The organism is Streptomyces sp. MNU76, assembly GCF_020982545.1.
GTDB lineage: Bacteria > Actinomycetota > Actinomycetes > Streptomycetales > Streptomycetaceae > Streptomyces.
The window spans coordinates 1,096,255-1,109,927 of the sequence record NZ_JAJKLK010000019.1 but is presented as its reverse complement, the minus strand read 5'-3'; the positions used below and the strand labels follow the sequence as shown (position 1 = coordinate 1,109,927).

The 13,673-nt window shown below is 71.4% G+C and carries 9 protein-coding genes and 2 pseudogenes; 4 read left to right on the top strand and 7 right to left on the bottom strand.

Translation table 11 applies throughout. From position 1 onward, the window contains the following. The first annotated feature begins 307 nt into the window (after positions 1 to 307). Entirely contained in the window at positions 308 to 1,684 is a 1,377-nt protein-coding gene (locus E4N62_RS31515; protein WP_230219833.1) for a M14 family metallopeptidase, read from the top strand. 92 nt (positions 1,685 to 1,776) lie between these two features. Here E4N62_RS31515 and E4N62_RS31510 read toward each other — a convergent pair whose 3' ends face one another. The 5 genes and pseudogenes from E4N62_RS31510 to E4N62_RS31490 all read right to left on the bottom strand — a co-directional run bounded on the left by E4N62_RS31510 (position 1,777) and on the right by E4N62_RS31490 (position 6,550). Further along, positions 1,777 to 2,364 (bottom strand): hypothetical protein, encoded by a 588-nt coding sequence (locus tag E4N62_RS31510; RefSeq protein WP_230219831.1) that lies wholly within the window; start codon positions 2,362 to 2,364, stop codon positions 1,777 to 1,779. 77 nt (positions 2,365 to 2,441) lie between these two features. Continuing rightward, positions 2,442 to 3,893 (bottom strand): GntP family permease, encoded by a 1,452-nt coding sequence (locus tag E4N62_RS31505; RefSeq protein WP_230219828.1) that lies wholly within the window; start codon positions 3,891 to 3,893, stop codon positions 2,442 to 2,444. A 150-nt stretch (positions 3,894 to 4,043) separates the two neighbouring features. After that, positions 4,044 to 4,452: pseudogene (locus E4N62_RS31500) on the bottom strand (RidA family protein). Between the two features lie 16 nt (positions 4,453 to 4,468). Next, the gene (locus E4N62_RS31495) at positions 4,469 to 5,230 is read right to left on the bottom strand and encodes an IclR family transcriptional regulator (protein WP_184898924.1); all 762 of its coding nucleotides are present in this window, start codon (positions 5,228 to 5,230) and stop codon (positions 4,469 to 4,471) included. Beyond that, positions 5,227 to 6,550: pseudogene (locus E4N62_RS31490) on the bottom strand (PfkB family carbohydrate kinase). The gene E4N62_RS31495 and the pseudogene E4N62_RS31490 overlap by 4 nt, the downstream one beginning before the upstream one ends. A gap of 145 nt (positions 6,551 to 6,695) precedes the next feature. On the opposite strand from E4N62_RS31490, the gene E4N62_RS31485 reads away from it, so the two are divergent. Then, positions 6,696 to 7,991 carry an amino acid deaminase gene (locus tag E4N62_RS31485; RefSeq protein WP_230219826.1) on the top strand — a complete coding sequence of 432 codons (1,296 nt, stop codon included), beginning with the start codon at positions 6,696 to 6,698 and terminating at the stop codon, positions 7,989 to 7,991. 152 nt (positions 7,992 to 8,143) lie between these two features. Beyond that, a complete protein-coding gene (locus E4N62_RS31480) occupies positions 8,144 to 9,766 on the top strand; it encodes an amidohydrolase family protein (RefSeq protein ID WP_230220300.1) in 1,623 nt (540 codons plus the stop codon). A gap of 136 nt (positions 9,767 to 9,902) precedes the next feature. Here the strand turns inward: E4N62_RS31480 and E4N62_RS31475 are convergent, their stop codons facing one another. Together E4N62_RS31475 and E4N62_RS31470 are read right to left on the bottom strand one after the other, a co-directional pair. Continuing rightward, positions 9,903 to 10,829: a serine protease gene (locus E4N62_RS31475; protein WP_230219824.1), complete on the bottom strand. Its 927-nt coding sequence runs from the start codon at positions 10,827 to 10,829 to the stop codon at positions 9,903 to 9,905. A 390-nt stretch (positions 10,830 to 11,219) separates the two neighbouring features. Beyond that, a complete protein-coding gene (locus tag E4N62_RS31470) occupies positions 11,220 to 11,615 on the bottom strand; it encodes a hypothetical protein (RefSeq protein ID WP_230219822.1) in 396 nt (131 codons plus the stop codon). Positions 11,616 to 12,401: 786 nt separating this feature from the next. Here E4N62_RS31470 and E4N62_RS31465 point away from each other — a divergent pair. Next, a complete protein-coding gene (locus tag E4N62_RS31465) occupies positions 12,402 to 13,613 on the top strand; it encodes a pyridoxal phosphate-dependent aminotransferase (protein WP_086804985.1) in 1,212 nt (403 codons plus the stop codon). Positions 13,614 to 13,673 lie beyond the last annotated feature (60 nt).

Genomic DNA, 13,673 nt, shown 5'->3' with positions numbered 1-13,673 from the left:
CGCCCAGGTACGTCCATAATTGGGGGTTTACGCGACCGATGGCCGTGTACGCGACTGTGTAGGGCTTACGTGCGCCGTGAACTCCCGGCCCGTTCGCCCCTGTTCCGGCCATCTCGGCCCCTGCCCACACCAGCCCACTCTTGACCTGGTCATGCCAGACCCGCACCATGAGCGCCACACCCGCACCAGGGCCCGGCCGGCACCCCACGGTCACCGGCCGGGCCCGAGGCACGTCGCAAGGATCCACCCCCCGCTCCACTCCCCGCTTCCGGAGACCCCGGAATTCCTGGAGAAACTAGGAGACTCGATGCGACTCCGCATACGCGGCAGGGCGGCCACGCCCGACGGCACCGGCAGGAGATCAGGTCGCCGCACCGCCGCCCTCGCCACGCTGCTGGCGCTGGCCCTCGCCGCCCCGGTCGCCGCGACCACCACGGACGCGACGGCGACCAGCGCCGAGCGGCCGAAGGCCTCGGCCGACGACATCCGTCAGTACGAGGTCCACATGCACTCGGACAGCAAGTCCCGCACGGCGCTGCAGCAGGCCGGGGTGACCGTCGACGACGCCGACGACCACTCGGTGTTCGTCTCCGGACGCGCGGACCAGATCAAGAAACTGAAGCAGCAGGGCTACGAGATCACCCCGCTCGGTGCGGCCCCGGACCGGTCGAACGGCGAGGACGACGTACGGCTCTTCGACTTCCCGTCCGCCGACTCCCGCTACCACAACTACGCGGAGATGACGAACGAGATCAACTCCGTGGTCGCGGCGAACAGTTCGATCGCCAGCCAGCGGGTCATCGGCACCTCGCACCAGGGCCGGAACATCGTCGCGATCAAGATCAGCGACAATGTCGGCACGGACGAGGCCGAGCCCGAGGTGCTGTTCACCCACCACCAGCACGCCCGTGAGCACCTCACCGTCGAGATGGCGCTCTATCTGCTCAACGAGCTGACCTCCGACTACGGGACCGACTCCCGCGTCACCAACATGGTGAACAACCGCGAGATCTGGATCATCCCTGACATCAACCCGGACGGCGGCGAGTACGACATCGCCACCGGCTCGTACCGCTCGTGGCGCAAGAACCGGCAGCCCAACAGCGGTTCGTCGGCCGTCGGCACCGACCTCAACCGCAACTGGAACTACCGCTGGGGCTGCTGTGGCGGCTCGTCCGGGTCCACGTCCTCGGACACCTACCGGGGTACGGCCGCCGAGTCGGCGCCCGAGGTGAAGGTCGTCGCCAACTTCGTGCGCAGCCGGGTCGTCGGCGGGGTCCAGCAGATCAAGACCGGTATCGACTTCCACACCTACAGCGAGCTGGTGCTGTGGCCCTTCGGGTACACCACCGCCAACACCACGACCGGGATGACGGCGGACGACCGCAACGCGTTCGCGACGGTCGGCGGGAAGATGGCCGCGAGCAACGGGTACACGCCCGAGCAGTCCAGCGACCTCTACATCACGGACGGGTCGATCGACGACTGGCTGTGGGGCAACCAGAAGATCTTCGGGTACACCTTCGAGATGTATCCGAGGTCGGCGTCGGGGGGTGGGTTCTATCCGCCCGACGAGGTGATCGCCCGGGAGACCGCGCGGAACCGGGACGCGGTGTTGCAGCTGCTGGAGAACTCGGACTGCATGTACCGGTCGATCGGCAAGGAAGCGCAGTACTGCGCCTGAGCTGCGCCGCCTGAGCCGGTGAGGGCCCGGGGGCTTCTGTGAGTGGGGAACTGCGCGTCCGTCAGGGCTGGGCGCGCAGTTCCCCGCGCCCGTCAGGGGGCGCTGTCCTCGGGCTCTTCTTGGTCGGTGCCGTCGTCGAAGTACGCGTCGAGGACCTCGTCGATCTGCTTCTCCCAGGCCGCGTGCTCCGACTTGGCCTTGGCCTCGATCTCCAGGAAGTACCAGCGGCGGTCGGGGGTGTGGACCGTGATCGTGAAACGCTTGCCGAAGCGGGGGGACTCCGTCTCGATCGCGCCGATCTCGTCCCAGGTGAACTCGCACTCCTGGTCGTCCAGACGCAGCCGTACGCCGCCGGCGTCCGCGATGATCTTCGCGCGGCGGTCGGAGGCCTCGAAGACGGGGCCGTCCGTCGTGTCCCCGGCCGCGTCGCCCACCTCGTCGGCTTCGGCCTCTTCGGCCGAGGGTTTCTCGGCGGTGGACGGCTCGTCCCGGTTCGGGGCAGCCTCGTCCGGCTCCCCGGTCTCCGCCGGTTCGGCGGACTCCGTCGGCTTGATGTCCTCCGGCTCCTCCTGCTTCTCCTTCTTCACGGACACCGGTGCCGTGAGTCCGGGGATGTGCGACGGGTCGACCGCGGCTGCGGCGGCCAGGGGCTGGTTGTTCGAACCGATACGCTGCTCCACAGCGGGCAGTATGGTCGACGACCCTGTGTCGGGGACAGTCGGGCCGGGCATATGTCCGTATCTGGGTTTCACGGCGTTCAGACGAACACGCTCAATACCGCCGCTACCGCGAAGCCCGCCAGCGACAGCACCGTCTCCAGGACCGTCCAGGTCTTGAGGGTGTCGCGTTCGCTGATGCCGAAGTACTTGGCGACGATCCAGAAGCCGCCGTCGTTGACGTGCGAGGCGAAGATCGAGCCCGCCGAGATGGCCATGATGACCAGGGCGACGAAGGCCTGGGAGTGGTCGCCCCCGGCGAGGAGGGGCGCGACGATGCCGGCCGTGGTCACGATCGCCACCGTCGCCGAGCCCTGGGCGACCCTGAGCACCACCGAGAGCAGGTAGGACAGGACGATCACGGGCAGGCCCACGTCGTTGAACGTGTCCGACAGGGCCTGCGCCACGCCGCTCGCCTTCAGTACGGCGCCGAAGACTCCGCCCGCGCCGACCACCAGCAGGATGTTGCCGACCGGCTTGAGGGAGGCCGTCGACACCGTCTCCAGCGACTTGCGGGACCAGCCGCGGCGGATGCCGAGCAGGTAGTACGCGAGGAGCAGGGCGATCGTCAGCGCGACGAAGGGGTTGCCGAAGAACTCGATCACCGAGCGGAGCGTGGAGGGGTCCAGGGCGATCGAGGAGAAGGTCGCGGCGAGGATGAGGAGGAGGGGTGTGCCGATGATGAGGAAGACCGTGGTGAGCGGGACCGGGTGCTCCGTGGGCACCACGCCCGCCGCGCGCTGTTCGTCGATCACCGCCTGACGGGACTCCTCGGCGGCCTCGACCATGTCCTGCGGGACGGGGACGTAGATACGGCGGCCGATCCACGCGGAGAACGCCCAGGCGGCCAGTACGGCGGGGATGCCGCAGACGAGGCCCATCAGGATGACCCAGCCGAGGTCCACGTGGAGGAGACCCGCGGCGGCCACCGGGCCCGGGTGCGGGGGCAGGAAGGCGTGGGTCATCGACAGGCCGGCGAGCAGCGGGAGGCAGTAGAGCAGGATCGACTTGCCCGAGCGCTTGGCGGCGGCGTAGACGATCGGGGCGAGGACGAAGATGCCGACGTCGAAGAAGACCGGGATGCCGAAGATCAGGCCGGTCAGGCCCATGGCGAGGGGGGCGCGTTTCTCGCCGAAGAGGTTCAGGAGGCGGGAGGCCAACACCTCGGCTCCGCCGCTGACTTCGAGGATCGCGCCGAGCATGGTGCCCAGGCCGATGATGATCGCGACGTGGCCGAGGATGCCGCCCATGCCGGACTCGATGGTCGAGACCGCGTCGCTTCGCTGGACGGTGCCGAAGAGTTCGGTGACGGAGAGTCCCGCGGCGAGGCCGACGGCTATGGAGACGGCGAGGAGGGCGACGAAGGGCTGGAGTCTGGTCCTGATGATGAGGAAGAGGAGGAGGGCTATGCCGAGGGCGGCGACGGTGAGAAGGCCCGCGGTGCCGTCTATGAGGAGGAGCAGGCCGCCGGTGTGTGGGGGTGTTTCGGGCATGGGGGTCCTCTGGGTGGGAGCCCACTGGGTGGGGCATGCGGATTCTGGGCAGGGGATCGCAAGAGAGGCCGGGTGCGGGTTGTGTGGGGTTGCTCGCGCAGTTCCCCGCGCCCCTGAAGGGCCTGCGGCCCTATGGGCGCGGGGCGCGGCTCAGGCGTCCAGGACTGCCAGTGCGTCGATCTCGATAAGGAGGCCCGCCGGGAGGCCGACGTAGACCGTCGTGCGGGCGGCCGGTGCCGTGGTGAGGTGCTGGGTGAAGTACTCGTTGTAGATCGCGTTCATCTCGGCGAAGTGGTCCACGTCCGTGAGGTAGACGCGGATCATCATCACGTCGTCCCAGGTGGCGCCGCCCTCTTCCAGGATCGCCCGGACGTTGGCGAGGGTCTGGAGGGTCTGTTCGCGCAGGGTGGGGCCGGCGGGGTGGGGGCTCGCCCTCGACGGCGGGGAGGAAGCCGACCTGGCCCGCGACCTGGAGGATGTTGCCCTTCCGGACGCCGTGGGAGAACTTCGCGGGGGGTGCGGTGTGGGTCTTCGGGGTGAGGGCGATCTTGTCGGTCATCGGGGGTCCTTGTCCGTCATACGGGGGCTGACGTGGGGGTTCTGCCGGAGTACTCGCCGCTGATCGCGTCCGCGGTGCGGCGGACCAGCGGGAGCAGGGTGAGGAGTTCGTCGGCGGTGACGACGACGTTGGGTGCCGAGACCGACATCGCGGCGACGACCCGGCCGTCGGTGCCCCGGATGGGCGCGGCGACGCAGTTGATGGACTCCTCGTGGCCGCCGAGGTCGGTGGCCCAGCCCTGTTCGCGGACCCGCGCCAACTCCTTGAGGAAGGCGGGGGCGTTGGGGGTCGAACGGGACGTGTACAGGGGGTAGTCGAGCTTCTCCGCGAGGGCGCGGCGCTCGGCTTCGGGGAGGTCGGCGAGGCACAGCTTGGCGACGGCGGCGACCGTGATGGCGACCGGCTTGCCGATCCGCGAGTACATCCGGACCGGGTAGCGGCTCTCCACCTTGTCGATGTAGATGACCTCGTTCTCCTCGTGGACGGCGAGGTGGACGGTGTGGCCGCACTGTTCGTTGAGGCGTACCAGGTGGGGGTGGGCGATCTCGCGGATGTCGAGGTTCTCCACGGCCTCCTGGGCGAGGGCGAAGAGACGGGCGCCGAGGCGGTAGCGCTGGTCGGACTGGCGGTAGACCAGGCCGTGTTCGTGGAGGGTGCGCAGGAGGCGCAGGGCCGTGGACTTGTGGACGCCCAGGCGGTCGGCGACCTGGCCGAGATCGGCGGGGCCCTCGGCGAGCAGCGGCAGGATGCTGAGCGCGCGGTCGACGGTCTGGCTCATGGGGTGTGTACCTCCTCCTCGGCCCGGTCCGGTACGTCAGTCCAGCCGGGGGCGAGTCGAAGTCTCCCCCACGCGTCGTCGTCCAGGGCGGCGAGGCGGTCGGCGTGGCCCCGCCGGGGTGGTGGCGAGGTCACCGGGGGCGGTGAGGGCGGCGGCGGCCATGAGGTGACCGTGGCGGAGGCGGTCGCGGGCGGGCAGGCCGCGGAGGGTGGCGGAGAGGAAACCGGCGGCGAAGGCGTCACCGGCCCCGACCGCCGCGGTGACGTGGACCGTGGGGGCGGGGACGAAGGTGGTCGTGTCCGACTGACCGGCCCGCGCCTGCGCGGACGCGGGCTGCCGGGGTGTGCGTGGGCCCGGCCGCCGGCTCGCCCCCGGCACGCCCATCGGCCGGACCGGCGCCTCGCCCGCCGGGGTGGGGTCGAGGGCGGGCCGGGGGTCTCCGTCCTCGGTCCGGCGGGCGCCGTCGGGTGGGGTTGTGCTCGGTGGTGGACGCCGGCCGCTGCGGGCGGACACCCCCCGGCACGCCCCCTTCCGTCCGTGCGCGGCCGCTCCTGCGATGGGGGCGTGCGTGTGAACAGGGTGGCTCCGTGGGATCCCTGTTTGACCACCAGGGTGCGGGGTTCCGGCAGGAGGGCGCGGATGGATGAGGGGCCGCCGGTGACACCCCACGCCTCCTCCGCCTCGTCCTCCCCGACGAACACCAGGTCGGCGCCGCGTGCCAGTTCGAGCAGGACGTGGGGGCCGTCGGGGTCGCGCCACAGGCTCCGGCGGTGGTTGACGTCGAAGGAGACCAGCGGGCGGTGGGCGGGGCGCGGGGCCGTCAGGTCGCGGAGCAGGCGCAGGCAGTCGGCGGAGAGGGCCGCCGTGATGCCGGAGAGGTGCAGGACGCGACCGGCGCGTACGGCGGTGAGGTCCACCGTCCGCGTCGACATCGCCGAGGCGGCCGAACCGGCGCGGTAGTAGGCGACTTCGAGGGCGCCCGTGGCGCGGTCGCCGGCCGTGCGGAAGTACACGCCCGTGGGCCGTACCGGGTCGCGCCGCACGGACGACACGTCGACGCCGTAGGAGCCGATCTCCTCCACCAGGTGGTCGCCGAAGCCGTCCGCTCCGACCCGGCTGACCCAGCGCGCCGTGTGGCCCGCGGAGGCCAGCGCGCAGGCCACGTTGGACTCCGCGCCGCCGATGGCCCGGTCGAAGGAGGGTGTCGGCGAGGCGCCCGGGGCGGGTGGGCAGGAAGGTGACCATGGACTCGCCGAGCGCGACGACATCGACGACGTCGGGAGCGGCGGCGTCGGGGGAACGGAGTCCGTCGGCGGTCACGATGGTGAGGGCTCCTCGTCGCGTCGACAGGCCCCAGGGTGGGGCGGCACCGTTGACCCGGCGCTGGCTGGGATATTAGATAGCCGTGAGCGATATACGCAATGGGCGTTGCACTCACTGCAACGCACCTCGTCAGGGAGGTCCCGTGGGTGTCGAGAGCGTCGAGAGTGGCGAAGCGTCGGGCCGGCTGGCGCGGGAGCGCGTCGACCACCGCTTCAAGGGCCTTCCGCCGGACGCCGACGGACTGACGGTGGCCGAGCTGACCGCGCAGCGCCGGAACCTGTTCACGGGCGGCTTCACCACCCCGGTGCTCGCCCTCTCCGCCGAGCGCCTGGAGCACAACCTGGCGCTGATGGAGGCGTACTCCGCGCGCCACGGCCTCGCCTTCGCCCCGCACGGCAAGACGTCCATGGCGCCTCGGCTCTTCTGGCGGCAGATCGAGCACGGCGCCTGGGGCATCACCCTCGCCGTGCCCCACCAGGTGCGTGTGGCACGGGAGTTCGGCATCGAGCGGGTCTTCCTGGCCAACGAACTCGTCGATCCGGCCGCCCTGCGCTGGATCGCCGACGAGCTGACGGCCGACCCGGACTTCCGGTTCGTCTGCTACGTCGACTCGGTGCGCGGCGTGGAGCTGATGGACGCGGCGCTACGGGGCGCGCGCCCGGCGCGTCCCGTGGACGTCGTCGTGGAGCTGGGCGCCGGCGAGGGCGCGCGGACCGGCGTGCGCACGGAGGCCGAGTGCGCGGTGATCGCGGACGCGGTGGCCGGGGCGGACACACTGCGTCTGGTCGGGGTCGCCGGGTACGAGGGCGAGGTACCGGACGCGAACCCGGAGCGGGTGGCGGCGTGGCTGCGCCGGCTCACCGCGCTGGCCGCCGACTTCGACAAGGCGGGGCGGTTCGCGGGCCTGGACGAGGTGATCGTCAGCGCGGGCGGCAGCGCCTGGTTCGACACGGTCGCCGAGGTCTTCGCCGAGCTGCCCGAACTGTCCGTGCCCGTACTGAAGTTGCTGCGGTCCGGCGCGTACGTCTCGCACGACGCCGGGCACTACCGCCGGATCACCCCCTTCAACCGGATCCCCGAGGAGGGCGCCCTGGAGCCGGCCTTCCGGCTCTGGGCGCAGGTCGTCTCCCGGCCCACCCCCGAGCAGGCCTTCGTCAACGCGGGCAAGCGCGACGCCGCGTACGACCTCGATCCGCCGTCGGCGGAGGTGGTGCGGGACGCGGGCACGGGTGCGGTCCGCGAGGCCGCCGGGATCACGGTGACGGGGCTGTCGGACCAGCACGCGTGGCTGCGCACGGAGTCCGGCGCGGAGCTGGAGGTCGGTGACTGGGTGGGGCTGGGGCTGTCGCATCCGTGCACGTCGTTCGACAAGTGGAAGCTGATTCCGGTGGTGGAGGCGGACGGGACCGTGACGGACTACGTCCGCACGTATTTCTGACCCCGGCCGCTTCCGGCTCCGGCCCGCTTCCGGCTCCGGCCGCTTCCGGCCCCTGTCACTTCCAGCCCCCGACCGCTTCCGACTCCGGCCCGCTTCCGGCTCCGGCCGCCGAGCCCTGAAAGGTGACCCGCATGGACGAACGGGTAGCGCGCATGGACGAACTGGTCTTCCGTGACGCCGAGGTCGTGGACGGCTCCGGCGACCCCTCCTACCGCGCCGACGTGGTCGTGGCGGACGGCAGGATCACGTCGATCGTCAAGGAGGCGGCCGCGGCGGGGTGCCAACGGCCGCGGGCACGGCGGGAGATCGACGCCGAGGGCCTCGTCCTGGCCCCCGGCTTCATCGACATGCACGCCCACAGCGACCTGGCGCTCCTGCGGGACCCCGAGCACACCGCGAAGGCGGCCCAGGGGGTGACCCTGGAGGTCATCGGCCAGGACGGGCTGTCGTACGCGCCCGTCGACGACCGCACCCTGGAGGAGGTCCGCCGCGCGATCACCGGCTGGAACGGGTACGGCGAGGACATCGACTTCAGCTGGCGCTCGGTCGGCGAGTACCTGGACCGGCTCGACCACGGCTTCGGGGGTGAGGGGATCGCCGTGAACGCCGCGTACCTCGTGCCGCAGGGCACGGTCCGGATGCTCGCCGTGGGCTGGGAGGACCGGGAGGCGACGCCCGAAGAGCTGGACCGTATGCGGGAGTCGGTGGCGGCGGGGCTCAGGGAGGGTGCCGTCGGAATGTCGTCGGGGCTCACGTACACCCCCGGCATGTACGCGAAGGACGCCGAACTGACCGAGCTGTGCCGGGTGGTGGCGTCGTACGACGGCTACTACTGCCCGCACCACCGCTCGTACGGGGCGGGCGCGCTCCAGGCGTACGAGGAGATGGTGGACCTGACACGGGAGGCCGGGTGTGCCCTGCATCTGGCCCACGCCACCATGAACTTCGGTGTGAACGAGGGGCGGGCACCGGAACTCCTCGCGCTCCTGGACAAGGCGCTCGCGACCGGCGCGGACATCTCCCTCGACACCTATCCCTACACCCCCGGCTGCACGACCCTCGTCGCGATGCTGCCGAGCTGGGCGAGCGAGGGTGGCCCCGAGGCGATCCTGGCGCGGCTGGCGGACGACGACACGGCCGGGCGCATCCGGCACCACATGGAGGTCGTCGGCGCGGACGGCTGCCACGGCGTGCCCATCGAGTGGGACACCATCGAGATCTCGGGCGTCACCGACCCGGCGCTGTCGTCGTACGTCGGCCGGACGATCGCGCGGTCGGCCGGGGCGCGCGGCGAGGAGCCCTGGGTGACCGCCCGGCGGCTGCTCGTCGAGGACCGGCTCGGTTCCACGATCCTGCAGCACGTCGGGCACGAGGAGAACGTGCGGGCCATCATGCGCCACCGCGTGCACACCGGCGGCTCCGACGGCATCCTGCGCGGGGACAAGCCGCATCCGCGCGCGTACGGGACGTTCCCCCACTATCTCGGCCGGTACGTGAGGGAGTTGGGCGTGCTCTCCCTGGAGGAGTGCGTCGCCCATCTCACCTCACGCCCCGCCGCGCGGCTGCGCCTCGCGGACCGGGGACTCGTCCGCGAGGGGTACCGCGCCGACCTGGTCCTGTTCGACCCGGCGACCGTGGCCGCCGGGTCGACGTACGAGGCCCCCCGCACGCTGCCCACCGGCATCCCGCACGTCCTGATCGACGGCCGCTTCGTCATCGAGGACGGCCGCCGGACGGACACGCTGGCGGGCCGGTCCGTCCGGCGGGGCGTCTGATGGGGGTGCCCGTCCGGCCGCCGTCCGTCCCACGCCCCGTCAGGGGCGCGGGGAACTGCGCGAGAAGCCCCACCGGGCCGCGGACGAACAGCCGCCCGATGGCCCCGGCGGTCTCCACGGCCCCCCGAGCGGAGCGCTACGGCTTGGGGAGCACGCAGCCCGCGGCCGAGAGGTCGAGCTTGTTGTCCACGCCGAAGCAGGCGGGGACGTGCCAGGTCTGCTGGGCGTAGTTGATGCCCCGGCGGACGGTGACGGTGCCGTTCGCGTCGACCTCGCAGGGGTTGTTCAGGGTGCAGCGCTCGCCGCTCTCGTTGCCCGTGTTGTTGACGCCGACGACCTTGTTGGTGGCGACGTCGAGGACCGGGGAGCCGGAGGTGCCGCCGATGGTGTTGCAGGCGGAGGTGTAACGGATGGAGTCCTTCCAGGTCCAGTCACCCTCCTTCAGGCGGTACGCGAACCCGTCGACGTCGCAGCTGTAGATCCGCTTCCAGTACCCGGAGACGACGCTGATGTCGGTGCCGACCGCCGGGCGGGCGGTGTCGTAGACGAGCGCGTCGATGCCGTACGTGCTCTTGATCTGCGCGTACGTGGTGGTGAGCTGGTACACCGCCATGTCCGTGTCGGTCATCGTGCCGTACGCGATCTTGCTGGCGCGCAGGGTGCCGACGCGGGTACCGGCGGAGTTGAGCAGGCCGAAGGTGCGGGTGGAGGCCCGGTCGACGATGACCTGTCCGGGGGTCGGGAAGCCGCCCTCCAGACAGTGGCCGTTGGTCATCACCAGCGCCGGGTCGTTGTCCTCGGAGTCGGGCATCCGGACGACGGAGCCGGAACAGTTGCTGAGCGAGACGGTGCCGGCGAAGTTGACGGCCTGGACCGCCGGGGCGGGGGCCGTGAGGCCGGCGACGGTCTTGTCCGCCGTGTCGACGACATCGCCGACCACGGACTTCACGGCCGCGTCCGCCGACTTCCCGGGCGCCGCCGGTCCGGGCGCCGCGACCGCCGGTGCCGCGCCCGCCCCGGTGATCACCAGGGCGAACAGCGAGGCAACGAGAGGCTTTCTCATGTGGGGGTCCCCTCACTACAGCTATATGGCTGCGTGGTGGCAGAAGATCTTCCGGCCACCGCAGCTTGTCATGCGCATTGTGAGGGCGATGTGGAGGACGAGCAAGGAGTTGGTTCCGGCCGCGTGATCTTCGGCCAGAGGGTGGGGGGTTGGGGCCGGAGACCGACGAAGCTCGGTCGGCAGGGCGATCGGCGAAGACAGATCGACGGAACCCGACCGGCCGAAGTATGCGAGTCGCCGACCAGCGACAGGCCGGCGGAGGCCCAACCAGCAGACGTGGGTGTGCTGGTGAGGGCGTGCGGACGCGGGCCCCGGGGATCCGGGGCCGGGCCGGTAAGTGCGCGTTCGTCGGTCGTCGGTGGCGGTGGCGGTGGCGGTGGCGGTCCCTGGTTACCTGGGGTCCTTCGTCGCGCCCTGGCCTCGGCCCTGGTTGCCGTTGCCGTTGCCTCGGGGCGACGTGGTCTCCGTGGTGGTGGGGGCCGCCGACGACGGCGCGGAGGTCTCCGAGGGCGATGCGGAGTCGGCGGGCTCGGTGGTCGTGGCGGTCGAGGACGGGGACGTGGACGCGGAGGCGTCGGGCGAGGAGTCGCCGGGAGCCTTCTCCGCCCCCGTGTCGGCGGAGGCCGACGGCGTGGCCGCGTCCGCGCCGCCGGAGCGGTCGTCGGCCGGGGCCGACCGGACGGGTTCCGGCGTGCCGGGCCCCTCCTTGTCCCCGCCTCCGAGCCCGGCCAGCCCGCCGCCACGCCCCCGACGAGCACCGCGGCGCCGATCCCGCCCGCGACCCACGCGCCCCGCCTGCGGGCCCGGCGCCGACCGAGCGTGCTCCGGCGCCCGTCGACCGGCCGCGCCCGCCGCCCGGCCCTGTCCCCATCGCCTCCGGCCCGCCCGTCCCGTCGTACGCCCCTCCGTACGCCCGTCGTACGCCCCCGATACCCGGGCGTGTGCGGCGCGGGGTCCTCGTAGGGCGCGCCCTCCCCGTGCGGCACACCACCGCCGTACGCCAGGCCCTCCTCGTGCGAGGCACCCTCCCCGTACGACGCACCACCGGTCGCGCCCGGCGCCGTGCCGTCCCCGACTCCCCCGCGTATCTCACCCGGAAGGGCGTCGGCGGACGGCACGATCTCGTCCAGTTGGACCGTGTCGTCGTAGGCGTTCTGCCAGCCGTGCGCCGTCGCCGGGTCCGCGAAGACCTCGTACGCGGGCGTGGCGTGGGGGTCGCCGACGGGGAGGTACACGTTCGGCGGTGTCCCGGTGTCGGCCTCGTTCCGGTCCGGCCCGTGCGCGCTGTCCACGCCGCCCACCCCATTCATCGCGTTCCACTGCCTTCGTCGTCGTGCTTCGTCGTGGGCCGTACGCCCAGGCGGCATGGGCCGAACGCCCAGGTCCACGGGCGTACGGCCAGGTGCCGTGCGGTCGGCGGCCGTGCGGTGGGGGGGTCGGCCGGACCTGCTCGCGGATTGTAGAGAGGAGGGCGCCGCGGGAACAGCGGCGGGGCATTTCGGGGTATTGCGCCCGTCCCACGTGGTGGAAAACACGGCCCGGATCGCGTTACCGCGCCGTAAGCTCACGGACATGCAGGTGATCCAGTCGACCAAGCTCGCCAACGTCTGTTACGAGATCCGGGGCCCGGTGCTCGAGGAGGCGATGCGGCTTGAGGCGGCGGGGCATCGGATCCTCAAGCTGAACACGGGCAATCCGGCGGCGTTCGGCTTCGAGTGCCCGCCCGAGATCCTGGAGGACATCCTCCGCAACGTGTCGTCGTCCCACGGGTACGGCGACGCGAAAGGCCTGCTCGCCGCGCGCAGGGCGGTCGTCATGCACAACCAGACGATCGGCATCGAGACGGACGTCGAGCACGTCTTCATCGGCAACGGCGCCTCCGAGCTGATCGTGATGGCGATGCAGGGCCTGCTCGACGACGGCGACGAGGTCCTCGTACCGTCCCCGGACTATCCGCTGTGGACGGCGGCGGTCTCCCTGTCCGGCGGTACGGCCGTGCACTACCGCTGCGACGAGCAGTCCGACTGGATGCCGGACCTCGCGGACGTCGAGCGGAAGGTCACCGACCGCACCAAGGCGATCGTCATCATCAACCCGAACAACCCGACGGGCGCGGTGTACGACGAGGCGATGCTGCGCGGGCTGACGGACATCGCGCGCCGCCACAACCTGCTGGTCTGCTCGGACGAGATCTACGACAAGATCCTCTACGACGGTGCCACGCACACCCCGACCGCCGCGATCGCCCCCGACCTGCTGACCCTCACCTTCAACGGCATGTCGAAGGCGTACCGGGTGGCCGGCTACCGGGTGGGCTGGATGGCGATCTCCGGGCCGCGCGCGCACGCCGACTCCTACATCGAGGGTCTGACGATCCTCGCGAACATGCGGCTGTGCGCGAACATGCCGGGGCAGCACGGCGTGGTCGCCGCGCTCAGCGGGCGGCAGACGATCAACGACCTGGTGCTGCCGGGCGGGCGGCTGAAGGAGCAGCGGGACGTCGCGTACGAGTTGCTCACGCAGATCCCGGGCGTCTCGTGCGTGAAGCCGAAGGGTGCGCTGTATCTGTTCCCGCGCCTCGATCCGAACGTCTTCAAGATCAAGGACGACCGGCGGATGGTCCTCGACCTGCTCCGCCAGGAAAAGATCATGGTTGTGCAGGGCACCGGCTTCAACTGGGCCGAGCCCGACCACTTCCGGGTCGTGACGCTCCCGACGGTGGGTGACCTGCGGTCCGCGATCACCCGGATCGGGAACTTCCTGGACGGGTACGGGCAGGCCTGACACCGCGCGCCGCGTACGGCGAACCAGGGCATTCAGCACTTTCGGACGTCGCTCAACTTT

Bases quoted from the DNA above. Each gene is read 5' to 3' on its own strand.
- E4N62_RS31480 (WP_230220300.1), top strand. From the start codon at position 8,144: ATGGACGAACTGGTCTTCCGTGACGCCGAGGTCGTGGACGGCTCCGGC.
- E4N62_RS31505 (WP_230219828.1), bottom strand. From the start codon at position 3,893: ATGCCCGAAACACCCCCACACACCGGCGGCCTGCTCCTCCTCATAGAC.
- E4N62_RS31475 (WP_230219824.1), bottom strand. From the start codon at position 10,829: ATGAGAAAGCCTCTCGTTGCCTCGCTGTTCGCCCTGGTGATCACCGGG.
- E4N62_RS31495 (WP_184898924.1), bottom strand. From the start codon at position 5,230: ATGAGCCAGACCGTCGACCGCGCGCTCAGCATCCTGCCGCTGCTCGCC.
- E4N62_RS31515 (WP_230219833.1), top strand. From the start codon at position 308: ATGCGACTCCGCATACGCGGCAGGGCGGCCACGCCCGACGGCACCGGC.
- E4N62_RS31465 (WP_086804985.1), top strand. From the start codon at position 12,402: ATGCAGGTGATCCAGTCGACCAAGCTCGCCAACGTCTGTTACGAGATC.